Consider the following 24,980-nt stretch of genomic DNA (forward strand, 5'->3'; position numbering starts at 1 on the left):
GGTCAGGCTTGGTGCGCATGGTCCTGCTTCTGCCAGAGGCTGGCCGGATGGGCCAAGGAGCGGGCAGTAATGTGGAAGAAACACATAAACATGCGTTCTCATACCGCGAAGAGGGGGGAGGGGACAATCCACCGTGTGAGAAGGTTTTTTTGGCGGAATACCCAATTTTTGTCATGGTATGGTTGTAAGTGGGGGAAACATGTAAAAATAAGCCCGGACAACGGGCCACATAGCTTTCATGCAGTAACAGACAGACAGGACAGAGTGGCCGTTTACAACCACAACATACTTGGCAGATTTACTGGTACCGCGAATCGGCTTCTGGTCGGAGTGGCGCTATGGAGCGTGTTAGCCAGTGGCGCGCATGCGGCAGATCCGCAGCCTTATGTGACAGACCTTGCTTCAACCGGGCAGAGTGATCTGGATACCGCGCTCAAGGCATCGTCCGACCTGTTGAGCCTGCAATCCACGCGGGCGGTTGGGCCGTTTGCACTGGCCGGGCGTGTCCGGAATGAATATGACCGCCTGCGCGGCGCGCTGGAAAGCTGCGGGTATTACAACGGCACTGTGCGCATCATGCTCCGCAATGGCAGGCAGGGTATTGCCATGGATGGCATGTCCAGTGCTCTGGCATCATGGCTTGGGGCCGTTCCCGAGCATGACAGGGTAAATATTATCATTAAGGTTGATACAGGCCCGCTCTTCCATCTTGGCTCGGTCAAGCTGGTGGAAAGTGCTACCGGCGTTGCGCCGCATCTTACTCAGGAACAGCAAGCAGCGTTTGGTCTGCACACAGGCCAGCCCGCCATAGCTGCGGATGTGCTGGCTGCCGGGGGCCGTCTGATGGACGCCCTGCGCGAGAGTGGGCACGCTCTGGCACAGGTGGACAAGCCGATGGCCTATCTGCGTCCGTCTACCAGAACGGTGGATATTGTGTACCCTGTTGTGCCCGGCCCCATACTGGATATTGGCAGGATCAGTATGGAAGGGCTCAGGCGGGTGCATGAATCGTTCGTGCGCAGGCGTCTGGGTGTGCATGAGGGGGAATTGTACCAGCCTTCCCGCATAGAGGCCGCACGGCAGGACCTGACTACTCTGGGTGTTTTTTCCAACGTGACGGTCAGGGATGCCTCCAGCAAGGCGGTTAATGGCACCATGCCGCTGGATTTTTCTTTCCAGGAAGGCAAGCGCCGTTCCATTGGGGCCGAGCTTGGGTATTCCACGGATCTTGGCGCACGTGTGGGGGCCACGTGGACCCATAGCAACCTGCTCGGCAATGCCGAACGTCTGCGCCTGACAGCCCTGATTACCGGTCTTGGCGGGTCTGCCCAGCAGGGGGTGGGGTATGACGTGTATGCTGATTTTTTCAAGCCTGACTTTCTGGAAAGCAAACAGAACCTGAATGCCCGCATAGAAGGACTGCGGCAGTTGTTATGGTCCTACCGGCAGACAGCGCTGCTGCTGCGTGGTGGCATAACCCGCCCGCTGGTCAAAAACTGGAACGGTAATTTTGGTCTTGCCGCTGAGCAGGAAAGAATCGAGCAGTTTGGTGTTTCGCGCAGTTACACCATTCTTTCGGCTCCACTTTCGGGCATGTATGACAATACCGGGGTGGACAACCCCATAGAGCCTGCAACGCATGGGGTGCGTGCAAGCATTAACGTGACTCCCTCTGTCTCTCTGGGCAGCAAGGGGGCGGGTACATCGTTTTTTGCAATCATGAATGCCACAGCCTCCACTTACGTGGACCTGCACAGGCTGGGCATAAGCCGTCCGGGGCGGAGCATTCTGGCTTTTCGTGGGACCATTGGCAGTATTCAAGGCGCAGGCACATGGGACATTCCGCCTGATCAGCGCATGTATGCGGGGGGAAGTGCTACGGTGCGTGGTTATCGCTGGCAGGGCGTTGGACCACAGTATGGCCATACCAAATACGCCATTGGTGGCACCTCTCTGGATGCGGGGACGGTGGAATACAGGCAGCGTCTGTTAAAAAGTTTTGGTCTGGCCGCCTTTGCCGATGCCGGGCAGGTAGGCAGTAACAGCATGCCCTTTACCGGTACCTTGCGTGTGGGGGCGGGGGGGGGTGTCCGGTATTACACCCCTATCGGTCCGGTCCGGCTGGACGTGGCGGTGCCACTTAACCGCGCGCCACGTGGGGATGCGTGGGATTTGTATATCGGATTGGGAGAAACATTCTGATGCCAGACGCCAAACCTGCCCCCCCGCGCAGCCTATGGTGGCGTGCAGGCCGTTTTGCGCTGATAATCGCGGGTTCACTGGCTGGTATTGGCGTGCTGGCGACAACCCTACTGCTGGTGGGCATCAATACGGGTCCGGGGCGGCGGATGCTGGTGCGCCAGACCGCATCCCTCACCGGGGGCATGGTCACGCTGGAGGGGGTGTCTGGCCGTTTTCCCGATAATCTGCGCGTTAAAACGCTGGCGATCCATGACCGGCAGGGCGCGTGGCTGACACTGCATGACGTGCGGTTCGACTGGTCGCCTATAGCCATGGTGTGGCGGCAGGCCCGCATTTATGAGTTTAGTGCGAGCGGGCTGGATATTCCGCGCCTGCCAGTGTCCGAGCCCACACCGCAGTCAGCCCAGCCCGAGCTGTCTTCCCCGTCAGCTTTGCGGATGGGGGTGGATATTCGCAGGCTGGAGGTCGGGCGGATTAATGTGGGCGCTTCTCTTGCCGGGCAGGCTGCCAGCTTCCGTGTGAGCGGTCATGGCAGGCTTGCCAATATTGATGCGGTTCTTAATGGGCTGAGCCTGCCAAAGCTCCCTCATTCCGATATTGCCATACAGGTTACGCGGCTGGACCAGACCGGGCAGATCAGCCTGACTACGGCAACGGGGGGGGGCAAGCTTGCGCTGCACCTGAATGCGAGCGAAGGCGCAGACGGCGGGTTTGTGGCAACCCTGCTGGGCATGCCGCAACTGGCCCCTCTGGCGCTCAGGCTGGACATGCAGGGCCCGGTCACGGCCAGCACTCTGGCGTTTACCGCTTCCGCCGGGGCTGTGAGTGCGCAGGCGCGCGGCACGCTGGACCTGCTTGCGCAGCAAATGGCCCGGCTGGAGGTTTCCGCCCAGTCGCCCCGGCTTGATCTTGCGCCAGATGTCGGGTGGCAGGCCGTGCGCCTTGCCGCCCGTCTTAATGGCAAAATGGCGGCTCCCCACGGCACGGCGCATCTGGAGGTGGATCAACTGGCTGCTTCGGGCGTGCAGGTGGGAGCACTGAATGTCCGCTTTGCGGGGGAAGGTGGTAAGGCTGTTGCCGTGGCCGAACAGCTCCACCTGACACTTACAGCCGATGGGCTGCGTCTGCCGGGTAAGGCGCCCACATTGCTGGCGGCGGCCCCACTCAGGCTGGATGCTGTGGCCAAACCAGCCGAGCCGGGGCTACCGGTGGTTTTTACGCTGGAGCACCCCGTTGTTGCCCTGTCCGGTACTGTGCAGGCGGCGGCTCCGCAAAGTGGCACATTCAGCCTGAGAGTGCCTGACCTGCTGCCCATGGGCGAGGTGGCAGGTGTGCCCCTACGCGGGCATGCAAGCCTGAGCGCACGGTTTGACCGCCCCCGTGACCCGCAGGGGGAGACCCATTTTACCGCCGACGGCCAACTGGCAATAACGGGTGGGCAGGCGATGGCTGCCGGGCTTATGGGGCCGGATGGGCATTTTGCCCTTGCCGCGGCCATGCATCCGCTGCCAGCGCAGGCGGGCATGTCTGCCGGGCAGCAGATTGATGTGTCCTCATTCACCCTGTCGGGGCAGGCGCTGGCCGCCAAATTACTGGGCCACATGCAGACAGGGCGCAATGTGGACATAACCGCCGATATTGGCCTGCCTGCGCTGGAAAAACTGGTTCCTACCTTGCGGGGGGATACCAATATCGTACTCGCCCTTAAAGGACCGTTGCAGGATTTTGTCGCCACATTGGGGATAAAGGCCAACCTGGGTACCGCTACAATGCCCAAGGGGGCCTTGGCGCTGGATGCATCGGTTGTCCATCTGCCAGAAGCCCCTCAGGGCACACTGACCCTTGAGGGCACATTGGACCGCGCACCAGCGCAACTGGCTGTGGCGTTTGGGCAGGCGGCAGATGGCGTGCGTCATCTTGACCTGCAAAAGCTGGGCTGGAGCAGCACAAAAGGGGAAGGTACACTAACGCTCGCCCCCAAAGAGGTGGTGCCGCAGGGGAATCTGAACCTGACAGTTGGCAGGCTGGCGGATTATGGTTCCCTTGTTGGCCAGAAAATAGCGGGCTCGCTGGCAGCGTCAGTCAGTACCACCATGGTTGAGTACAAGCCGGTTGTAGCGCTCAGGCTCAAGGGGAGTGTGCTTACACCCACATTTAAAGTGGGATCGATCGTGCTGGCAGGTTCCATTACCGACCCGGTTGCCCATCCCACGCCGGACCTGACCCTGCGTCTTGGGGGGCTCGGGGTGGCCGGGGTAAGCGGGCAGGCGCTGTTGAGCGCAAAAGGGCCGGATACGGGCATGGTGCTTTCCGCGCAGGTGGGGCCAGCAAGCTGGCTGGGCAGCCCCCTGATGCTGAATACACAGGCTGTGCTGAACCTTCCGGATAAACAGATCAAACTCCAGAAGCTGACTGCTACGGCAAAGCAGGAGACCCTGCGCCTGCAGGCACCTGTGCTTGTCTCGTTTGGAGAGACACTGGGGATCGACCGCCTGCGTGCGGTAATGAGCACGCAAGGCAGCCAGCCCGCCACGCTGGATGTGGCGGGGAGGATAAAGCCCAGCCTGTCGGTTACGGCGGATATTCGCAATGTAACCCCGGCACTGGCGCACCCGTTTATGCCGAATCTTGATGCCAGGGGGGTCGTGTCACTGAACGCCAAACTGTCTGGTGCGCTGGATAAGCCCGAAGGCAGGGTGCAGATCAGGGGTAGCAACCTGCGCATGATGGATAGTTCTGCCGCCGCCTCTGTTCCGGCAATGGAGGTGGAGGGCACGGCCAGTCTCGCCCGCACACAGGCACAGGTGCAGCTTGATGCGTCAGCCGGAAGCAAAATGGGCCTGCAGGTGCGCGGCAATGTCCCCCTTTCCAGAACGGGGCAGATGAATTTACAGGCCAACGGGAAGCTGGACCTGAGCATCGCCAATGGTATCCTCGGGGCGCAGGCCCGGCAGGCGCAGGGGAAGGTGCAGATGGCCCTTCAGGTGCGTGGCACACCTGCTTCTCCCGCTGTTATGGGTGCGATTGACCTGATCAATGCGGATTTTCAGGATTTTGCGCAGGGTGTTCACCTGAGCGCCATCAACGGGCGTATGGTGGGAGCGCGGGACCGTATCGTTATTCAGGCACTCAGCGCAAAAGCCGGGAATGGCACGCTGGGAGCAAGTGGCTTTGTGGGGATTGCCATGCCAGGCATGCCCATGGACCTGCATCTGTTTGCCAAAGATGCGCGCCCGGTTACGAGCGACCTGCTGACTGCGGTGCTCAATGCCGACATAACCGTGCGCGGGCAGGTGCAGACGCGTATGGATGTGATCGGTGGAGTAGATTTGCGGCGTGTGGAAATCAATATTCCCAATTCGCTCCCCGTATCTGTTGCACGTCTGGATATCATACGCCCCGGTGAGGAAAAAAAACGGCTGGAGGACGCCATGGCTGCCTCCACGCATCAGTCCGTTATCGGGCTGGACCTCAAGCTGACATCACCGGGCAAGTTTTTTGTGCGAGGGCACGGGCTGGATGCGGAAATGGCCGGTCGCCTGAATGTAACGGGCACGGCACAGGTCCCCGTCGTAACCGGCGGGTTTGACCTCAAACGTGGTAATTTTGATCTGGCGGGGATTTCGCTCAACTTTAGCAAGGGGCGGGTCGGTTTTAATGGCTCTGGCGTTGGGCACAAGCTTGACCCAACGCTTGATTTTGAGGCCGATCGCGCCGTGGAAGGCCAGACGGCCATGCTGAAGGTGGGAGGTTATGCCAGCGCCCCCAAAATCAGTTTTGATTCCATACCTTCCCTGCCGCAGGATCAGGTTCTGGCCATGCTGCTGTTTGGTACGGATGCACGCTCGCTTTCCTCCACGCAGATGGTGGAGGTTGGCACGGCACTGGCGACCCTGACCGGCCTGACCACCTTTGACCCCATGGGCACCTTGCGCAAAACCCTGCATCTGGACAGGTTGGCCGTGGGGGGCGGTTCGGGCGTTGGTAATGGCGGGGCCAGCGTAGAAGCTGGTAAATACGTCATGAAAGGTGTTTACGTGGGGGCCAAACAGGCTACTTCCGGCTCGGGCACGCAGGCGCAGGTGCAGGTGGACCTGACAAACCACCTTAAACTCAATACCACGGTAGGGAGCGGCGGGTCCGTAACGGGCTTTACCACACCAGAAAACGATCCGGGGAGCAGCGTGGGGCTGATCTGGCAGTATCGCTATTAAACGGGCGTGAGCATGCCGTTACACCCTGTGGGGGGCTCTGCCCGTCTGGAGTGGTGTTTGTTCAGGGCTGAGGGCGAATGTCCATGACCACAGGCACATGGTCGGAGGGGGATGGCCAGTCTCTGGCCTCTTCCAGCACGGTCATATGCGCCAGTTCGGGCAGTAGGTCCGGTGTGACCCATATGTGGTCCAGCCTGCGGCCCCGGTTAGACTTGCGCCAGTCCTTGTTACGGTAGGACCACCATGTGTACAGCTTGTCCGTGGGGGGGACAAAACGGCGCATGGCGTCCACAAAGCCGGTCTGCTGCCAGTGGGTCAGGCGCTGGGTTTCCGGCGGTGTATGGCTGACAATTTTCAGCAGTTGCCTGTGGTTCCACACATCGTGTTCAAGTGGCGCGATGTTCAGGTCACCGACCAGCACCGTGCGGGCTGGTTTTTGCTGTGCAAACCACTGCGTGGCTTCATCCACAAAGGCAAGCTTGTGGGCAAATTTCGGGTTGGTTTCGGGGTCTGGCTCATCCCCGCCTGCGGGGACGTAAAAATCATGCAGGGTGATGTCGCCCCCCGGCGCATGGACGGTGGCGGCAATATGGCGGCAGTCTTCCTGCCCGTACCATGTTGGTGTGTCCACAACCGGGCTGAGCGGCAGGCGCGAGAGAATGGCCACGCCGTTATACCCCTTCATGCCCTTGTAGTGCAGGTGTTCAAACCCAAGGGCGCGCACGCTCTCATGCGGGAAAAGCGCGTCTGTCACCTTGGTTTCCTGCAGGCAGATAACATCTGGCTGCAAGGCGGTGGTCAGCTTTTCCAGCAGCGGCATACGCAGGCGGAGGGAATTGATGTTCCATGTCACAAGTCGCATGGGCAGGGCATGGCGTATTGTGTGAGGGAGGGCAAGTAAAAAGACAGACGCCTCCATGCACACAGGAGCGGGAGGACTCTTGCAATTTTTTGCAACCACACCATGATATTAAAAGCATGGATACCCAACACCCCCAGCCAGCCCTCCCGCAGGACGCCGTCGCCCTGCACCGCGCCCTCCTGACACTCGATAGTCATATCGACATTCCGTGGCCTGACCGGGCCGATGCGTTTGAGGATACTCCCCAGCGTAAGGTGGATCTGCCCAAAATGCAGCGTGGTGGCATGTCAGCGGGCTGCTTTGTGGCGTACACGGCACAGGGGCCGGTGACAGATCAGGCGCATGCGCAGGTGCAGCAGGAATGTCTGGCCATGCTGGACGCCATCAACACCATGCAGGGTACGCATCATGGGGTAACAGCGGGCATCTGCTCCCGTGTGGCCGATATTCGGGTGGCCCACGCCAGGGGGGTGATTGCGGTTATTCCCGCAGTGGAAAATGGCTACGGTATGGGAGAGGATCCGGCTCTGCTTGGCGCGTTTGCCAGACGGGGTGCCCGGTATGTGACCCTGACCCATAACGGGCATAATGCACTGGCGGATGCAGCCATCCATCGCCCCAGTCTGGGGGATACGCCGCAAAAACATGGTGGGCTTTCCGCCCTTGGGCGCGAAGCCGTGCGGGAGATGAACAGGCTTGGCCTGCTTGTGGATGTATCCCATGCCTCCAGACAGACCATGCTTCAGGCCGTTGCGGCCTCGGCCACACCCGTTGTTGCCAGCCATTCGTGCGTGCGTACATTGTGTGACCATCCACGGAATCTGGATGATGAGCAGCTTGATGCGCTCGGTGCCAGTGGCGGGCTGATCCAGATCACCGCGATGCCTGCCTTCCTCAAACCCAAACCGGAGGAGGGGCGGCGTTCTGCCAGTGTTGCTGACCTTGTGGATCATATTGACTATGTGGTGCGCAGGCTTGGCCCGGCTTACGTCGGGATTTCCTCCGATTTTGATGGCGGTGGCGCACTGGCGGACTGGCAGGATGCAACGCAGGGCGCCAACATTACCGCCGAACTGCTGCGCCGGGGGTATGACCGCAGTGAGATAGCGGCCTTCTGGGGGGAGAATTTTTTGCGGCTGCTGGAAAAGGCGGAACAGGTGGCGGAACAAAGCGAGATTACAGTCCACGTCACAGGCTGAAAATTTTGTCCACTATTCCTCTTGACATGCTCTATTTTCAACAAAGAGTTCAAAAAAGCAATGATGGGTTAAGAGCGCTCCAGAAGAAAATTCTTTTAAATCAATGATGTGGCGTGTTTGATTAAAAAATATGCAATCCGTTGGAAGGGCTGAAAATCTGCGGTTTGCACCCTTTCAGTCCCTCATCGTCCACAGACTTATCCACAAAAACGGTGGATGAAATTGAATACCCCCCAAAGAGCGCCAGATGACTGCACAAAATTCGTCACAGGATCATGCGGAGGCACAGACCAGCGCCCGGCCAGACCTTCCGGCCAGAGGGGTGGAGGTCATACGTCACGCCCTGCGCACCATGCCCTTTACCCCAGGTGTGTACCGCATGCTCGGGTGCAAGGGAGAGGTGCTGTATGTGGGCAAGGCACTCTCGCTCAAAAAACGTGTCACGTCCTATACGCAGGTAGGTCGTCTGCCCGAGCGCCTGCGGCGCATGGTGTCGGAAACGGCATCCATGGAAATCGTGACGACCCACACAGAGGCCGAGGCCCTGCTGCTGGAGGCCAATTACATCAAGCGGATGAAGCCCCGCTTCAATATCCTCCTGCGTGATGACAAGAGCTACCCATGGCTGATGCTGACAGATGGACAGGACTTCCCCCAGATTGCCAAGCATAGGGGCAAGGCGGTCAAGGGGGCCAGCCTGTGGGGGCCTTTTGCTTCCGTATGGGCGGTTAACCAGACCCTGAACCTGATCCAGCGTGTGTTTTTGCTGCGTTCGTGCGCAGATTCCATTTTTAACAGCCGAAGCAGGCCGTGCCTCCTGTTCCAGATCAAGCGCTGCTCCGCTCCGTGTGTGGAGCGCATAGACCGGCAGGCGTACGGGCAACTGGTGGAACAGGCACGGGATTTTTTATCCGGCAAGGACACCGTATTGCGCGAGACGCTGGGCGCGGACATGAACAAAGCAGCGGAGGAGATGGATTTCGAGCGCGCCGCCGTGCTGCGTGACCGTATTCGCGCGTTGGCACAAATGCAGGATTCCAGCGTTATCAACCCCGCCTCCTTGCAGGAGGCGGATGTGTTCGGGTTATGGCAGGAGGCCGGGCAGACCTGCATTCAGGTCTTTTTTGTGCGTGGCGGGCGCAACAATGGCAGCCGTTCGTTTTTTCCAGCTCATGCGCAGGATGAGACCGCGGCGGATATCCTTTCCGCCTTTATTGCCCAGTTTTATGATGACAAGCCTTGTCCAGCCCAGATTCTGGTCAATCACGCTCTGGCGGAAAGCCCGCTTATGGCCGAGGCTCTTGCATTGCGGCGTGGTAAAAAAGTGGACATTCTCAATCCGCAGCGTGGTGAGAAAAAACAGGTGGTCGATCATGCCGCCACCAATGCGCGGGATGCGCTCAACCGCAGGCTGGCCGAAACAGCGGGGCAGGCCAGACTGCTTCAGGGTGTTGCGGATGTGTTTGCGCTGGATGCCCCCCCCGAACGCATAGAGGTATATGACAACAGCCACATTCAGGGCGCGCACGCCTATGGTGTGATGATTGTGGGTGGCCCGGAGGGGTTCAACCGCAAGGCGTACCGCAAATTCCGCATCAAAGGCCCCATTACACCAGGGGATGACTTTGCCATGATGCGCGAAGTGCTGGAACGCCGTTTTGGCCGGGCACTCAGGGAGGTGGATGAGGGAGATACTTCCAACTGGCCCGATGTCCTGCTGATCGATGGCGGGGCAGGCCAGTATTCTGCCGTTCGGGCCGTGCTGGAGGAACTGGGCGTAACCGGCGTCAAGCTTGTAGGGATTGCCAAGGGGCCGGACAGGGACGCAGGGCGGGAGTGGTTTTATACCGACCATACGGAGCCTTTTCAGCTCCCCCTGCGTGACCCGGTTCTGTATTACCTGCAAAGACTGCGGGATGAAGCGCACCGCTTTGCCATTACCACGCATCGCTCGGGGCGCTCCAAAGCGCTTGTTACGTCTGAGCTGGATGAGATTCCCGGCATTGGTCCTGCGCGCAAGAAAATGCTGCTCAACACCTTTGGCTCGGCCCGGGCGGTCAGGCAGGCGGGGCTGGAGGCGCTGGAGGCGGCGCCGGGTGTCAGCCGGGAACTTGCACGGGTGGTCTACGGGCATTTTCACCCCGGCTGGTCACCAGACTGAACGGGGCGGGCGTTTTTTGGCGTACCGATGGCTGCCTTGCAGTCAGATTGTGGATGGGTGACGACTTTGCGATAGGTCAAACCATTCCAGTGTGATGGAAAATGCGCTAGCATACACCGCAATGCTGACAGACCTGCCCAACGTCCTGACTCTTTCGCGTATTGCGGCCATTCCCATTGTGGTTGGATTTGCCGCATGGGGAACGCCGCAGACAGATGCGTTGGCCTGTCTGCTGTTCATACTGGCCGGTATTACCGATTATTTTGATGGTAAGCTGGCGCGTTCGCGCCATCAGTTGTCCGACTTCGGGCGCATGTTTGACTCCATAGCCGACAAACTGCTGGTCGGCGCCTGCCTTATGGTGCTGGCGGGCTTTTTGCGCCTGCCATACTTCAGCCTGTGGCCCGCCATCATCATTCTGTGCCGTGAAATTCTGGTGTCAGGCATGCGCGAGTATCTGGCCGAGCGGCGCGCCAGCCTGCCAGTAAGCCGGTTGGCAAAATGGAAAACCGGATTCCAGATGACTGCCATAGGCTTTTTGCTCGCGGGGGATGGAACCAGCGCGCTGCTGGGTATTTCCTGGCTGCCCGTTGCCCTGATCGGGGCTATACTGCTCTGGATTGCTGGTGTGCTCACAATAATTACAGGATGGGATTATCTGACGAAGGGTTTGCAGCACGTCGATCTGTAGCCCCCTTCTGTGCCGGAGGGGAGTACTGGTCGCCCAATGGCAGGCAATACTGGCGGAATGCGGAGTCTGGGTATGCGAAAAGCCGCTCTTTTGGGAGTGTGCATGATGGTGAGCGGATGTGCAGGTTTTGAGAAAGTCATGTCCGACAGCATCTCCCTACCCGGCGAAAACCCCAATGCTCCAGCTGGCTCGGACCTGAACATGCAGCGTGTGCAGGGGCAGGCCGCAAAGGAGGTGCCCATTCTGCCTCAGGGGGGCAATATATGGCCCGGCCCACCGGCTCCACTGCCAACGCTGGAAGATGTGGCCAGAGGCCGCATGAACAGCCAGACAGGAGCAAAGCCGCCAGCAACAGGCCCGCAACTGCCCGATGGGCAGGAAATCAGTATGGGAGAGCAGGAGAACATCCACAAAGGCGTTGTCAGCTCGTCCCGGTACGGGGCGCCAGAGCTGGGGCGTGCCAGTGGCCACCCCATAAATACAGGCAGGTCCGTGCCTGCACCCATTGAAATTCCCAATGGTGATGGCACAACAACCCTTGTCAATTCGGATGGCTCCATCAGCACCATTGGCACGCCCGGCCGCCGGGGGGCTGTGCACTAGATGGATAAGGGTGGTCCTGTGGCGCAAGTGGCAGGCGGGATGTGCTGCCAAGGTAAAAGGTTGGTAAGGCGGATATGGCAGACCGGGTAACAGTCTTGTTTTTTGCAGCATTACGCGAACAGATCGGTCAGGAAAGCCTGAGCGTGATCATACCCGCATCCGGGGTATCGGTCGTAGCTCTGCGCACCCAGATCGAGAGGGCGGACCCCGTCATTGCCCAGGCGCTGGCGGACCAGCCCAAACTGCGCGTTGCCGTTAACAGAACACTGAGCACGTTTGAGCAACTGGTTATACCGGGGGATGAAGTTGCTTTTTTCCCTCCTATGACGGGGGGGTGAGCAGGTCATGTCCGTGCATGTTACGGTGCAGGCTGCTCCATTTGACGTGGGGGTAGAGGCCGATCGCCTGAGTACGCTTTCCCCCCTTACGGGTGGGATAGGGCTGTTTGTCGGGCAGGTGCGCGGCGGGCAGGGGCTTCGGGCCATGACGCTTGAACATTATCCGGGCATGACCGAAGCAATCCTGCACGCTCTGGCGGAGGAAGCAATGGCACGGTTTGGGCTGACAGGCTGCACCATACTCCACCGCGTGGGGCGGCTGGAGGTTGGGGCCGGTATTGTCTTTGTTGGGGCCGGGGCCGCGCATCGGGGGGCAGCACTAATGGCTACCTCCTTTTTGATCGATAGGCTGAAAACCGGTGCACCATTCTGGAAGCGTGAAGAATATGACGATGGCCGCGCCATATGGGTGGATGCGCGCGAGACGGATGAAGAAGCCGCCCGCGCATGGATGAATAAGCCTGCCGCCTGAGCGTATTCATCCAATCCGGTGCAGTAAGCCGGGTCTATTCTGCCAGTACGGTATGGATTGTGCGGCACAGGAAGCGCAGGTCCGGTTCGGTGATGGTAAAGGCCGGGGTCAGGTAAACAATATTCCTGAAAGGTCGTATCCACGCGCCATGTGCTATCAGTTTCTGGCGTAGCCTGTCTGGGTTGCCCAGCGTTTCCAGCTCCACAACGCCAATGGCACCGAGTATGCGCACGTCCCGCACGCTGGGGAGTGTGCGGCATGGCTCCAGCGTTTCGGTCATGACCGCATTGATTGCGGCAACCTGTTCCAGTCGTGGTTCTGTCTCAAACAGATCAAGAGCTGCATTGGCGCATGCGCAGGCCAACGGATTGGCCATGAAGGTGGGGCCGTGCATGAGTGCATGCTCAGGATTGTCAGACAGGAATGCCTCAAAAACATGCCGCCTTGCAACGGTGGCGGCAAGGGCCATGGTGCCGCCCGTAAGTGCTTTGGACAGGGTGATGATGTCTGGCGTAATTCCGGCCTGCTCGCAGGCAAACAGGGTGCCGGTACGGCCAAAGCCTGTAAAAATTTCGTCCAGAATAAGCAATACATCATGGCGGTCTGCAGCCTGACGGACTGCGCGCAGGACTTCTGGCCCATGGAAGAGCATGCCCCCCGCCCCCTGAACCAGCGGTTCCATGATAATCCCAGCCAGTTCATGCGCATGGCGTGCAAGGAGCGCCATAAAAGCCTGTGTGCTTGGCGCATCCACCGGCAGAGGAGCTATGACGTGTTCGGTCAGTGCCGGGCCGTACAGGTGGTGCATGCCTTCTTCGGGGTCGCATATGGCCATGGTGGCCAGTGTGTCCCCATGGTAGCCGCCGCGAAAAGCCAGAAGCCGGGTGCGCTGGCGCTCGCCTTTGTTCAGTCGGTACTGGATGGCCATTTTCATGGCGACTTCCACCGCAACCGAGCCGGAATCGGTAAAGAACACCCGCTCCAGGTCACCGGGGAGCAGTGCGCATAATCTGCTGGCAAGGCGCAAGGCGGGTTCATGCACCATACCGCCAAACATGACATGGGGCATGGTGCCTAACTGTTCTGTCACGGCGTGGCGGATATGGGGGTGGTTATAGCCGTGGCAGGCTGTCCACCATGCGGCAACGCCATCCACCAGCACGCGTCCATCGGTCAGGGTAATGTGGCTGCCCTGTGTGCTCCGCGCCGCCAGAGGCGGAGAGGCGGTTTGCATCTGGCTGTAAGGAAGCCAGATATGGGGCAGGCCCTGCTGGTACCAGTCGGGCATGGAGGCGGGTGCGGACATGCTGTGGTGTTCCTGTAGATGATTGACCCGGAGGGCTGGCTCCGGCACCACAGATGTCATGACGCGCTTTGACAATCTTTTCCAGCGGGGGCTGGCTGGTTTTGCGGAGCAGGGGCGTATGCGCTCCTGCAGACAATGGCATGCTGCTGGCCCCGGCCTTTTGCAGCGTTCTGATACGGGCGCTGTTCTGGCTGATTTTTCGTCCAATGATTATCTGGGCCTGCGCACCCATCCGCTCCTGCTTGAGCGGGCCCTCGCATGGGGGCGGGTGGAAGGGAGCGGTAGCGGAGCTTCGCGCCTTGTCACGGGCACACCACCGCAGACTGTGGCGCTGGAGCAGCGGCTGGCCATACTGAAAGGCATGGAAGCGGCCCGTATATTTTCATCGGGCTGGCAGGCCAATGCGTCTGTGGTGCCTGCTCTTGCCCGCTTTTCCGCTCAGGTCATGGCGGCGCGGGCTGTTATTGTGGCGGACCGGTTCATACATGCCAGCCTCTACCATGGGTGTGCTGCCGCAGGGGTCACGCCCAAACGCTTCCGGCATAATGATATGGCGCATCTGGATGCCCTTCTGGCGCAGGATGCGGGGGCAGGGCTGAAAATTGTCCTGACCGAGAGCGTTTTCAGCATGGACGGAGACCGGGCGGACATGGCCCAGCTCCGGGCCATAACCCAGCGGCATAATGCCTTTCTGTGTGTGGACGAAGCCCACGCCACAGGCATACTGGGCATGCAGGGCAAGGGGCTTGCCAATGGGCAGGCGGACCTTGTTATGGGTACTTTCAGCAAGGCGCTGGGCGGAATGGGGGCATTTGTGGCGGCGTCCGATGCCGTATGCCGCTGGCTGGATAACACGGCGTCGGGCTTTATTTACTCCACAGCACCTTCTGCCATGGTGCTTGGGGCCGTGGATGCTGCGCTGGAACTCCTGCCAGATATGGAGGCAGAACGCGCGGCGGTGGCGGAGCTTGCCTGCGGCTTCAGGCAGCGCATGGCAGGAGCTGGTCTGGACGTCGGGCTTTCCACTACCCAGATCGTTCCCGTGGTGGTGGGAGCGGAACAAACAGCGCTGGCGCTGGCACAGGCTGTTGAGCGGGCCGGTTTTCTGGCAGTTGCCATTCGTCCGCCAACGGTGCCGCCGGGTGGCTGCCGCCTGCGGGTTGTGTTTCATGCCCATCACACGCAGGAGCAGATGCATGCTCTGGCTAGCGCCATTATCAGTGCCGTGACACAAAAAGACACTTCACAGGCGCATGGAGCATGGGGCGCATGAGGCCGGTTCAGCCCGTATTCGTGCATGGCTGGGGGTTTGGTCCGGAGTTTTGGGCACCTGTCGTAGCGGCTCTGGGGTGGACGGATGCGCTTATGCTGGACCTCGGTTTTCTGGAAGGTCCAGTCCCTGCATCCCCAATACTTGCCGCACAACGCTTGCAGGCTGTGCAGATGCAGGGCAGAGCTTTGCTGGGAGTTGGTCATTCGCTGGGTTTTTTGTGGCTGGCCGGGCATATGGCACTTCTTCCCACCGATCGGCTGGTGGGGATTAATGCTTTTGCCGCTTTTGCCGCGCGCGAGAGCTTTGCTTCTGGTGTGCCTGTCCGGGTTCTACAGCGTATGCTCAAAGGGTTATCAGACACGCCAGAAAAAGTTCTGGCGGATTTTTACAGCCTTTGTGGTGCTCCCCGCACCAGCATGGTTCCGTGTGTGCCCAGTCTGCGCAAGGGACTGGACCTGCTGCTTGCAGGGGATGCCCGACCCGTATTGGCTGCCAAAGCCGGACACTACGGTATTCTGGCCGCCCGGCATGATCCGGTAGCTACCCCCGCCATGACGGAGGAGAGTTTTGCAGGATGCACAGCCGCACAATGGGTGGATGGTGGGCATCTGCTCCCGCAAACGCATGTGTCGGCCTGCGCGGCGTTCCTGCAGGCTGCGCGCAGGACAATGGAACAGGACGTAAAATGACAGACCTGCAGCACAGGGAGCGGATACGCCGCAGCTTTGACCTTGCCGAAGGGTATGACGGTGCGGCAACGGTGCAACGCCTTGCAGCGCGCACCCTTGCCGCGCGGCTTGCCCGCGTGCTGGACGGTAGAAAACCTACCCGTATTCTGGAAATAGGCTGTGGCACGGGCCTGCTGACCGAGCAGTTGGCCCGGAACTGGCCCGAAGCACAGATCGTCGCGACTGATTTTGCACCGCAAATGCTCGAGCGGGCCAGACGTCACGCTCCTCCCACTACAGAATTCAAACTCATGGATGCTGCCAGCCCCACGGTTGAAGGTCCGTTTGATGTGGTCTGTGGCAATTTGGTCATGCAATGGCTGGAGCAGCCCGGGCAGGTAATGGAACGTCTGGGCGAGCTTTTGGCTCCGGGTGGTGTGCTGGCGGTTTCCACCCTGCTGGACGGCACATTTGCGGAATGGAAAGCGGCCTGTGCGTTTGAAGGTGTGCAGCCCGCCACGCCTCATTACCCCGAATCCGGGCAGATACAGGCCTGGACTCCCTGGCTGTTTTCGGGGTTATGGGCGAGCGAGAGCTGTGTGCAGGCTTTTGGTTCAGGTCTGGAGTTTGTCAGGCATCTCAAGGCAACGGGGGCTTCTGTTCCACAGGCGGGGCATAAACCAATGGGGGCGGGTGCGCTCGTGCGGGTTGCGCGTCGGCTGGACCAGTCCGGAGCAGCTATAACGTGGCAACTGGCGTATGGCTGTTTCCGTAAACCTCCGGTTGCGGGTGTTTTTGTTACAGGCACAGATACAGGGGTGGGTAAGACCTTTGTTTCGGCCTGTCTGGTCCAGCGATGGCAGGCAGCTTACTGGAAGCCCCTGCAAAGTGGTCTGGCCGATGAGGTGGGAGATACCGCCACGGTGACCCATCTTGCGCCGGGGGCTGTGAGTTTTCCGTCCGCCGGGGTGTTTCAGGCTTCGCTTTCTCCTCAGGCCGCAGCCGAGGCAGAGGGAGTGCAGGTGTGCCGCGCGCAGCTTGCATTGCCAAAGGTTGAAGACGGCCGACTGCTGGTGGTGGAAGGAGCCGGTGGGGTCATGGTCCCTGCAACGGATGAGCTGATGATGCTGGATTTGGCTGCAATATGGGGGTTACCGGTGGTGCTGGTGGCCCGCAGCGGACTGGGTACACTCAACCACACCTTGCTCAGCTTGCAGGCGCTGCGTAGCCGCGGCGTGGCGGTGGCGGGGGTTGTGCTGAATGGCCCGTATAATCCGGCCAACAGCCGTACCATAGCGCAATTGGGCAAGGTTCGTATTCTGGCGGAGGTAGCGCATCTGCCCAGTCTTTCGCCAGATTCCGTGGCGGAGGTGGCAGCCACATTCCCGGCGTGGAAGACAGTCTGCGCAAGGCCTTAACAGCTTCTGGGCGTATAAAGACGGGAAACGCTGATGGCCACGCCCGTAACGGGGGGTGGCCATCAGCGTTTAGTACTGGCGGATCAAACCGGCCAGATGGCCCTGAATAACCAGCCGTTCGGCAGGGATGATGCGGGTTTCGTATCGGGCATTAGCGGGCTCAAGTGCGATCATGTTGCCTTTGCGGCGCAGGCGTTTGAGCGTGACCTCCTGCCCATCAATCAGGGCCACAATAATCTGCCCGTTTTCCGCCTGATCCGATTTTTTGATAATGACCTGATCGCCATCCAGAATTCCGGCTTCGATCATGGAATCCCCAGCGACTTCCAGTGCGTAATAATCTCCCGAACCAAGCATGTCCGCAGGGATGGAAAGGGAGTTGGACGTGTCTGCCATGGCTTCAATCGGCAGTCCCGCGGCAATACGGCCGTAAAGCGGGATTTTGACGGGGTCCGGTTTTTGCCGGGTAAAACTGCCACGGATGACGTTGGTTGGCAGTTCCTCCTCCATTTCGGGGAGCTGGATCACTTCCAGCGCACGGGCACGGTGGTGGTGGCGACGCAGAAAGCCGCGTTCTTCCAGCCCCGAAATCAGGCGGTGGATGCCGGACTTGGAGCGTAAGCCCATGGCCTCGCGCATTTCGTCAAAAGAGGGGGAAAAGCCGGTCTGTTTGAGGTGCGAATCAATAAAAAGAAGAAGCTTGTGCTGTTTTCGGGTCAGCATGTCGCACCTCGGTCTGGCTGTTTGAAATGGAACGTCAATCTTATGGTTTGTTCTATGTAAGTTCCTGTTTTTGTCAATATCAAAATCAGGGCAGGTGCATAATCTGGCAAGGTGTGCCAGCTTTTTGGGCGGGACCGTGGGCAGGACGTACAATAAGCGCCTGGCTGTTGGCCAGAATATTCAGTTGCGCTGAACTCTGCTGCCCGGACGGTGTGGCTACAAGCTGGCCGTCAGGGGTGGTCTGGAGTGTGGCGCGCAGAAAATCCTGCCTCTCGTCATTTTCGGCTACATCCGCGCCGAGTAATGCCATCTGGGTCTGTAGAGTGTCTGCCACGCAGGCGCCCATAAGTTTGTGCAGGGCTGGCAGCACAAACACCAGAGTGCACACCAGTGCGGCAACCGGATTGCCGGGAAGGCCGAGCACAGGCATGCCATGGAGTGTGCCAGACATGAGCGGCTTGCCCGGACGCATGGCAATTTTCCAGAAGTTCTGGACAAGTCCCGCGTTTTCCAGCGTTGGGCGCACCAGATCATAGGCCCCCACGCTGGCGCCACCAATGGTGATCAGCATGTCCAGGTCATGGGTGTGGGCAAATGCGTTGGAGAGTGACGTGGCATTGTCGCGTGCAACAGGTAGCATAATCGAGTCTGCCCCGTTCTGCCCTAGCAAGGCGGCCAGCATGAACGAGGCGGAATTGAAAATGCCATCAGGCGGGGCGGTATCACCGGGCAGGAGAATTTCGTCCCCTGTGGCCAGAATACCCACGCGGGGGCGGCGGTAGACCGGCAGCCAGACCAGACCGCCAGCAGCCGCCAGCCCTATATCCCTTGGGCCGAGTCTGCTGCCTGCGTTCAGCAGCACGGCTCCTTGGGCAAAATCCTGCCCCTGTGGACGAATGAACTGCCCTGCCGTGGCAGGCTGGGTCAGCGTGATCTGCTGACCTGTTCGCCGGGTATTTTCCTGAATGAGAATGGCGTCTGCTCCGGCTGGTATCTGGCTGCCCGTAAAAAGCCGGATACATTCACCCGCCGCCACGGTGCGGGCAGACGGTCTGCCTGCGGGGGCTTCGTCTATAATCTGCAATACAGCGCCCTGGTGGGCATCTGTCGCCCTTATGGCGTACCCGTCCATTGCGGAAACACAGACCGGTGGGTTGGCCCTTCGTGCAGACACGTCCTGAGCCAGAATGCGGCCACATGCGGCACTCAGGGCGACGGTTTCCTGCCCGCATGGCAGCAGATTTTTCAGAATTCTGGCCCGCGCGGTTGCCACATCCAGCATGAATTCGTCTCCTTTTGGCGTCCGTGGCGCCATATTGATGTAAGAAAGCTTGACCTTTTGCCTTTGTATGCGCATTTTGCCGCAACTTGAACACCGCCGGAGCCGTATGGACCGGCTCTGTAAATATGTTCTGCTGAGGAAGTCATGGCCAAGACCAACGTCATTAAGATCCGTCTCGTCTCGACGGCGGACACCGGTTACTTCTATGTGACCAAGAAAAATGCCCGCGCACACACGGGTAAAATGGAACTGAAGAAGTACGACCCGGTTGCACGCAAGCACGTCGTATTCCGTGAAGCCAAAATCAAGTAATTCTGGCCAGATCGGTATAGTACGAAAAACGGCGCCTCTGAGCGCCGTTTTTTATGCGGGTCATTCAGGCCTGAGCGCGATGAACCGGTTTGTATATGTGTGCTGGTAGAGTTAAAAAAGCGGATCGTGCCGGTCGTAGGGAATAACTACATCGTTGCGGTTGGCCATGTTCAGCATGGCGCGGGCGCGCTCATCCAGAATATCTGTATCCAGCGTGTTTTCACGCAGGCCGTTAACGCGGCGCTTCCATGCATTCTGTTCGGTTTGTGCATCGGTGCGGGCCTGTTTGGCCTGTTCCAGCAGACCAAGCTGCTGCTGGTAGGCCTGCATGCCGTGGTCGCCCTGTGTGGCGTTCCAGCCAAAGTATCCGGCAATGCTTAAAAACGCCAAAGGTGGCACCACGGCGCGTATAGCGCGGCGGAAGAAACGGCCAATCTGCACTTTTGGTCAGCTCCTTGCCAGAGGCGTGGTTACCAAGAGACATGAATACAGAGTAATCTGTAGCCCATGTTGCGCCAGATGGGGAAGGGTGTACACATAAAAAAACCGGCCCCCAAAAGGGACCGGCCTGTTCTGAGGTTGGCACATAGACAGAAAATCCTGCCCGCGCCCGCAGTCTTTAGCCGTTTTTAAGGATTGTACGGCCCGCGTACTGTGCGGCGGTGACCAGTTCCTGCTCAATACGGATGAGCTGATTGTATTTGGCCGTCCGGTCGGAGCGGGAGAGCGAGCCGGTTTTGATCTGCCCGCAGTTGGTTGCAACGGCCAGATCAGCAATGGTGGAATCTTCCGTCTCACCCGAGCGGTGGCTCATCACTGCGGTGTAGCCCGCCCGATGGGCCATCTCCACGGCCTGAAGGGTTTCGGTCAGTGTGCCAATCTGGTTCACCTTGACCAGCAGTGAGTTGGCAATGCCAGCCTTGATTCCGCGGCTGAGGCGTTCGGGGTTGGTGACGAACAGATCATCGCCCACGAGCTGTACCTTTTTGCCCAGTGTCTGGGTCAGAAGTGCCCAGCCTTCCCAGTCATCTTCGGCCATGCCATCTTCGATGGAAACAATCGGGTAGCGGTTTACCAAGTCTTCCAGATAAGCGGCCATGCCTGCGGAATCGAGGCTCTTGCCTTCGCCTTCCATCACATACTGGCCATTTTTGAAGAACTCCGTGCTGGCGCAGTCCAGCGCGAAGGTCACGTCCTGTCCGGGGCGGTAGCCTGCGGCTTCCACTGCGCGGGTCATAAAGCCCAGTGCTTCATCAGCAGATTTAAGAGCTGGAGCAAAGCCACCCTCATCACCAACATTGGTGTTCAGGCCCGCAGCGCTCAGCGCTTTTTTGAGCTGGGCAAAAATTTCAGACCCCCAGCGAATGGCGTCCGCAACAGTCGGCGCACCTACGGGCTGGATCATGAATTCCTGAATATCGATCGGGTTGTCCGCGTGCTGGCCACCGTTGACAATGTTCATCATGGGTACGGGCAGGATATGGGCAAACGCACCACCCACATAGCGGTACAGCGGGATTTCCAGCTCTGCCGCCGTTGCTTTGGCTACAGCAAGTGAAACGCCCAGAATGGCGTTGGCCCCCATCCGGCTTTTGTTGGGTGTGCCATCCAGATCAATCATGGCGTTGTCGATGTCGATCTGGTCGGAGGATTCCGCACCCTGCAATGTGGGCAGGATTTCGCTCTCAATGTTTTCAATGGCGCGGAGCACACCTTTGCCACCATAGCGCCGGGCATCACCATCACGCAGTTCCACGGCTTCATGTGCGCCGGTTGATGCGCCAGAGGGAACAGCCGCGCGGCCTTTGGCGCCAGATGCCAGTTCCACGTCCACTTCCACGGTGGGGTTGCCACGGCTATCCAGAATTTCGCGGGCGATAATGTCAACAATGGCGCTCATGGTGTTTGTTCCTGCTTCTCAGTGGCACTGGCTGGGGCGGGTGCCGTCGTTTCTTATTCTTGATCTATGATGCAACCTGCATGGAGCTTTATCTTCCACGCGGTTGCTAGTGGCAGCGTCTTGGGCTTTTCTGTCAACACTGAGAACAAGAAAATACAGAGAAAAAGGTGTCTGTTCCCCTATGAAGAAGCTTCCGTTTCTGGGTGTGGTTCTGATGCTGGCTGGGGTTGTACCCTATGTTTTATGCACATGCGCCATTGTGTTTTACGATTCCCATGTCCCTGTGCCCAACCTGCTCATGGCTGAACTGTTTTATGGAGCCATCTCCCTTTCCTTTCTTGGCGCAGTGCACTGGGGGCAGGCGCTGGAGGTGGAGCGTACCATTATTGTGGTGTCTGCCGTACGTACGGACCATGTGCGCCTGCTGCTTGGGGTCGTGCCCGCTCTGCTGGGCTGGATTGCGGCCTGCACGGGGTTTATGTGGCAACCTCTGGGCGGGATTGCGGTGCTGGTGGCCGCATTCGCACTTGTGGCTGTGGGCGAGCGCGCGGCATGGCGGCGCGGCTGGATGCCGCCGGGCTACATGGGTGTGCGCTGGATTGTGACCGCGATTACCGAATGTTGCCTGCTGATGGTGCTGCTGGTTCGTTTTTTGTGAATGGTAGACAATGGGCCGGTGCGCTAGAACCTGTATCAGGTATGTTATAACACGCAGGTGCCGCGTAGGACGCGCATATCAGTCAGGAAGTGGAAAGCAGGGCTTATGAACGGCAAACTGCGCATTCTGGTAAAAGGTGCAGGTGTGGCGGGGCTGACCGCCGCCGTAACACTCGCAGAGCGTGGCGGGGTTGTAACCCTGTATGATTGTGCAGAGCGGGTCGGCGCTGGTGCGTCATGGATGGCAGGCGGTATGCTGGCCCCATGGTGCGAGGCGGAATCGGCTCCGGCGGAAGTTACCGCCCAGTCGGTCGATTCGGTGGACTGGTGGGCAAACCATGTGCCCGGTGTTGTGCGGCAGGGCAGTCTGGTGCTGGCTCCCGCACGTGACGTTGGTGAACTGGCCCGCTTCGGGCGGCGCACCTCGCATTACGAAACCGTGGGCGAGGCCGATATTGCGCGGCTGGAGCCAGACCTTGCCGGGCGTTTCCAAAAAGGCCTGTTTTTTGCAGATGAAGGGCACGTAGACCCACGCATGGCCCTGCCTGCACTGGCGCATGCGCTGGAGCAGATGGGCGGGCAGGTGCTGGTGGCCCCCGAGCCTGCTCCAGATGATGCCGGGTTTGACTGGGTGGTGGACTGCACGGGGCTTAGAGTACGGGACCAACTCGACCGTCTGCGCGGTGTGCGCGGCGAAATGCTGCTGCTTCATTGTGCGGATGTCATGCTGCATCGGCCTGTACGTATGTTGCATCCGCGGATTCCGGTTTACATCGTGCCGCGTGATAATCATGTGTTCATGGTCGGGGCGACCATGGTGGAGAGCGAGAATGCAGGTGGCATGACCGTGCGTTCCATGATGGAACTGCTCAATTCCGCATGGACCCTGCACCCCGGCTTTGCCGAAGCGGAAATTCTGGAAATGGGAACAGGCCTGCGCCCATCCTACCCGGACAACATGCCCCGTGTGGTGCGGCAGGGGCGGCATATTTATGTTAATGGCATGTACCGCCATGGTTTTCTGCTCTCCCCCGCTCGGGCACGGGAGGCCGCAGATCTGGTTTTTGGGCCGTAAACCCCAAGGAGTAATGCCTGATGAAAATAACCGTCAATGATGAGGCGCAGGACGTGTCCGCCACAACTCTGGCAGGGCTGATTGATGAGCTGGGATACGCCGGTGCGCGTATTGCAACTGCCCTGAATGGGCAGTTTGTGCCAAAAACCGAGCGCGGGCGTGCCGCGCTGGCAGCCGGTGCGCGGGTGGAAATTGTCGCCCCCATGCAGGGGGGATAAACGGTATGACGGTGTTATTTTACGGGCAGGCGCTCTCCTCCGCTCTTATGCTGGGCACGGCGCAGTACCCATCCCCCGAAATCCTGCGCGATGCCGTTCTGGCCGCGCGTCCGGGGGTGTTGACCGTATCCCTGCGCCGCGAGTCCGCCGGGGAGCGGGCAGGGCAGGCCTTCTGGTCTTTGGTGCATGAACTGGGTGTGCCTGTTCTGCCCAACACGGCAGGGTGCCACACAGTCAAGGAGGCGGTCACAACCGCGCATATGGCGCGCGAGGTGTTTGGCACGGACTGGATCAAGCTTGAGGTAATCGGTGAGGCAGATACACTTCAGCCCGATGTGTTCGGACTGGTGGAAGCCGCGCGGATTTTGAGCGAGGAAGGGTTTAAGGTTTTCCCTTACACCACGGAAGATCTGGTCGTAGCCGAGCGTTTGCTGGCCGCAGGGTGTGAAGTACTTATGCCGTGGGGAGCGCCCATAGGTTCGGGCAAGGGCCTGAACAACGTGTTTGGCTTGCGGGCCATGCGTGCGCATTTTCCTGCCGTGCCGCTGGTGGTTGATGCGGGCATCGGTGTGCCCTCACACGCAGCGCAGGCGCTGGAACTGGGGTATGATGCCGTGCTGATCAACACCGCCGTAGCCAAGGCGGGGGACCCGGTTCGTATGGCGCAGGCCTTTGGTCTGGCCGTGCAGGCCGGTATGCTGGCGCGTATGGCAGATCCGATGGACGCGCGGGATATGGCCGCCCCGTCCACCCCTGTTGCAGGAAAGGCATTTTTGGGATGAGCGCACTACCACAGAAGTTCTACCCGGTTGTGGATCACGCCCAGTGGGTCAGGCGCCTTGGTGCGGCAGGTGCGCGTTTTATTCAGCTACGGCTCAAGGACCTGCCCGCAGCGGAGCTTCGCGCGCAGGTCCGGCTGGCGCGTACTTATGCGGCTGAGCATGATGTCTGTCTGGTGCTGAATGATTTTTGGCAGATCGCGTTGGAAGAAGGTGTTTCCTACGTCCATCTGGGACAGGAAGATCTGGATACGGCGGATATGCCTGCTATTCGCAAAGCGGGCCTGCGTGTGGGCGTGAGCACGCATTGCCCGGAGGAGCTGGAGCGCGCTCTAGCCCTGACCCCCGATTACGTGGCGCTGGGACCGATATGGGAAACCCGGCTTAAAAAAATGGCGTTTGGCCCGCAAGGCGTAGAAAAACTGCGTGAGTGGAAGCAGCGTATCGGCGCCATGCCACTGGTTGCTATTGGCGGTATAACACTGGAGCGTGCGCCATTGTGTCTGGCTGCCGGGGCTGATTGTGTTTCTGCCGTATCCGCCTTTACTCAGCACGCGGACCCCGAAGGGCAGGTCCGGGCATGGCTGGAGGCTACCGCAGGCGTGTGACGTCCCGCGCAGGCAAACA

The 24,980-nt window shown here is 59.6% G+C and carries 23 protein-coding genes; 17 read left to right on the forward strand and 6 right to left on the reverse strand.

Annotated elements, in window-relative coordinates:
* The first annotated feature begins 264 nt into the window (after window positions 1–264).
* Window positions 265–2,202: an autotransporter assembly complex protein TamA gene (locus PY793_RS02190; protein ID WP_408744645.1), complete on the forward strand. Its 1,938-nt coding sequence runs from the start codon at window positions 265–267 to the stop codon at window positions 2,200–2,202.
* Complete coding sequence (locus tag PY793_RS02195; protein ID WP_275176468.1) at window positions 2,202–6,416, forward strand: translocation/assembly module TamB domain-containing protein; 4,215 nt, start codon at window positions 2,202–2,204, stop codon at window positions 6,414–6,416. The genes PY793_RS02190 and PY793_RS02195 overlap by 1 nt, the downstream gene beginning before the upstream one ends.
* Window positions 6,417–6,477: 61 nt before the next feature.
* Here the strand turns inward: PY793_RS02195 and PY793_RS02200 are convergent, their stop codons facing one another.
* Window positions 6,478–7,278: an exodeoxyribonuclease III gene (locus tag PY793_RS02200; protein ID WP_275176686.1), complete on the reverse strand. Its 801-nt coding sequence runs from the start codon at window positions 7,276–7,278 to the stop codon at window positions 6,478–6,480.
* 116 nt (window positions 7,279–7,394) lie between these two features.
* On the opposite strand from PY793_RS02200, the gene PY793_RS02205 reads away from it, so the two are divergent.
* The 6 genes from PY793_RS02205 (at window position 7,395) to PY793_RS02230 (ending at window position 12,742) form a co-directional block, all read left to right on the forward strand.
* Window positions 7,395–8,477 (forward strand): dipeptidase, encoded by a 1,083-nt coding sequence (locus tag PY793_RS02205; RefSeq protein ID WP_275176469.1) that lies wholly within the window; start codon window positions 7,395–7,397, stop codon window positions 8,475–8,477.
* 247 nt (window positions 8,478–8,724) lie between these two features.
* On the forward strand, window positions 8,725–10,638 hold the full coding sequence (gene uvrC / locus PY793_RS02210; RefSeq protein WP_275176470.1) for an excinuclease ABC subunit UvrC: 1,914 nt from the start codon (window positions 8,725–8,727) through the stop codon (window positions 10,636–10,638).
* A 121-nt stretch (window positions 10,639–10,759) separates the two neighbouring features.
* Window positions 10,760–11,329, forward strand: coding sequence for a CDP-diacylglycerol--glycerol-3-phosphate 3-phosphatidyltransferase (pgsA, locus tag PY793_RS02215; protein WP_275176471.1), 570 nt, complete (start codon window positions 10,760–10,762; stop codon window positions 11,327–11,329).
* Between the two features lie 72 nt (window positions 11,330–11,401).
* On the forward strand, window positions 11,402–11,932 hold the full coding sequence (locus tag PY793_RS02220) for a hypothetical protein (RefSeq protein WP_275176472.1): 531 nt from the start codon (window positions 11,402–11,404) through the stop codon (window positions 11,930–11,932).
* Window positions 11,933–12,006: 74 nt separating this feature from the next.
* Complete coding sequence (moaD, locus tag PY793_RS02225) at window positions 12,007–12,270, forward strand: molybdopterin converting factor subunit 1 (protein WP_275176473.1); 264 nt, start codon at window positions 12,007–12,009, stop codon at window positions 12,268–12,270.
* A 7-nt stretch (window positions 12,271–12,277) separates the two neighbouring features.
* Complete coding sequence (locus tag PY793_RS02230; RefSeq protein WP_275176474.1) at window positions 12,278–12,742, forward strand: molybdenum cofactor biosynthesis protein MoaE; 465 nt, start codon at window positions 12,278–12,280, stop codon at window positions 12,740–12,742.
* 34 nt (window positions 12,743–12,776) lie between these two features.
* On the opposite strand, the gene PY793_RS02235 is transcribed toward PY793_RS02230, so the two are convergent.
* A complete protein-coding gene (locus tag PY793_RS02235; RefSeq protein WP_275176475.1) occupies window positions 12,777–14,048 on the reverse strand; it encodes an adenosylmethionine--8-amino-7-oxononanoate transaminase in 1,272 nt (423 codons plus the stop codon).
* A gap of 58 nt (window positions 14,049–14,106) precedes the next feature.
* Here PY793_RS02235 and PY793_RS02240 point away from each other — a divergent pair, with 58 nt between their 5' ends.
* From PY793_RS02240 to bioD, 3 genes are read left to right on the forward strand one after another with little or no spacing between them, the layout of a single operon-like run.
* Window positions 14,107–15,321 (forward strand): aminotransferase class I/II-fold pyridoxal phosphate-dependent enzyme, encoded by a 1,215-nt coding sequence (locus PY793_RS02240; protein ID WP_275176476.1) that lies wholly within the window; start codon window positions 14,107–14,109, stop codon window positions 15,319–15,321.
* Window positions 15,318–16,010, forward strand: a complete 693-nt coding sequence (locus PY793_RS02245) for an alpha/beta fold hydrolase (RefSeq protein WP_275176477.1) — start codon at window positions 15,318–15,320, stop codon at window positions 16,008–16,010. Before PY793_RS02240 ends, PY793_RS02245 begins: the two co-directional genes overlap by 4 nt.
* Window positions 16,007–17,407 carry a dethiobiotin synthase gene (gene bioD, locus PY793_RS02250; RefSeq protein WP_275176478.1) on the forward strand — a complete coding sequence of 467 codons (1,401 nt, stop codon included), beginning with the start codon at window positions 16,007–16,009 and terminating at the stop codon, window positions 17,405–17,407. The genes PY793_RS02245 and bioD overlap by 4 nt, the downstream gene beginning before the upstream one ends.
* A gap of 69 nt (window positions 17,408–17,476) precedes the next feature.
* Here the strand turns inward: bioD and lexA are convergent, their stop codons facing one another.
* Window positions 17,477–18,130: a transcriptional repressor LexA gene (gene lexA / locus PY793_RS02255; protein ID WP_275176479.1), complete on the reverse strand. Its 654-nt coding sequence runs from the start codon at window positions 18,128–18,130 to the stop codon at window positions 17,477–17,479.
* An 85-nt stretch (window positions 18,131–18,215) separates the two neighbouring features.
* Window positions 18,216–19,487 (reverse strand): molybdopterin molybdotransferase MoeA, encoded by a 1,272-nt coding sequence (locus PY793_RS02260; protein ID WP_275176480.1) that lies wholly within the window; start codon window positions 19,485–19,487, stop codon window positions 18,216–18,218.
* A gap of 69 nt (window positions 19,488–19,556) precedes the next feature.
* Here PY793_RS02260 and rpmG point away from each other — a divergent pair, with 69 nt between their 5' ends.
* Window positions 19,557–19,724: a 50S ribosomal protein L33 gene (rpmG, locus tag PY793_RS02265; RefSeq protein WP_003623017.1), complete on the forward strand. Its 168-nt coding sequence runs from the start codon at window positions 19,557–19,559 to the stop codon at window positions 19,722–19,724.
* 111 nt (window positions 19,725–19,835) lie between these two features.
* Here rpmG and PY793_RS02270 read toward each other — a convergent pair whose 3' ends face one another.
* Together PY793_RS02270 and eno are read right to left on the reverse strand one after the other, a co-directional pair.
* Window positions 19,836–20,165 carry an FtsB family cell division protein gene (locus PY793_RS02270; RefSeq protein ID WP_275176481.1) on the reverse strand — a complete coding sequence of 110 codons (330 nt, stop codon included), beginning with the start codon at window positions 20,163–20,165 and terminating at the stop codon, window positions 19,836–19,838.
* Between the two features lie 178 nt (window positions 20,166–20,343).
* Complete coding sequence (gene eno / locus PY793_RS02275) at window positions 20,344–21,624, reverse strand: phosphopyruvate hydratase (protein ID WP_275176482.1); 1,281 nt, start codon at window positions 21,622–21,624, stop codon at window positions 20,344–20,346.
* A gap of 181 nt (window positions 21,625–21,805) precedes the next feature.
* On the opposite strand from eno, the gene PY793_RS02280 reads away from it, so the two are divergent.
* The 5 genes from PY793_RS02280 (at window position 21,806) to PY793_RS02300 (ending at window position 24,961) form a co-directional block, all read left to right on the forward strand.
* On the forward strand, window positions 21,806–22,282 hold the full coding sequence (locus PY793_RS02280; RefSeq protein ID WP_275176483.1) for a DUF3429 domain-containing protein: 477 nt from the start codon (window positions 21,806–21,808) through the stop codon (window positions 22,280–22,282).
* A 105-nt stretch (window positions 22,283–22,387) separates the two neighbouring features.
* Window positions 22,388–23,356: an FAD-dependent oxidoreductase gene (locus tag PY793_RS02285; protein ID WP_275176484.1), complete on the forward strand. Its 969-nt coding sequence runs from the start codon at window positions 22,388–22,390 to the stop codon at window positions 23,354–23,356.
* Window positions 23,357–23,376: 20 nt separating this feature from the next.
* Entirely contained in the window at window positions 23,377–23,574 is a 198-nt protein-coding gene (thiS, locus tag PY793_RS02290) for a sulfur carrier protein ThiS (RefSeq protein WP_275176485.1), read from the forward strand.
* 11 nt (window positions 23,575–23,585) lie between these two features.
* On the forward strand, window positions 23,586–24,356 hold the full coding sequence (locus PY793_RS02295; RefSeq protein ID WP_275176687.1) for a thiazole synthase: 771 nt from the start codon (window positions 23,586–23,588) through the stop codon (window positions 24,354–24,356).
* Window positions 24,353–24,961 carry a thiamine phosphate synthase gene (locus PY793_RS02300; protein WP_275176486.1) on the forward strand — a complete coding sequence of 203 codons (609 nt, stop codon included), beginning with the start codon at window positions 24,353–24,355 and terminating at the stop codon, window positions 24,959–24,961. Before PY793_RS02295 ends, PY793_RS02300 begins: the two co-directional genes overlap by 4 nt.
* The last annotated feature ends 19 nt before the right edge of the window (window positions 24,962–24,980 follow it).

It is taken from the genome of Acetobacter fabarum, assembly GCF_029069195.1.
Taxonomy (GTDB): Bacteria; Pseudomonadota; Alphaproteobacteria; order Acetobacterales; family Acetobacteraceae; genus Acetobacter; species Acetobacter fabarum_A.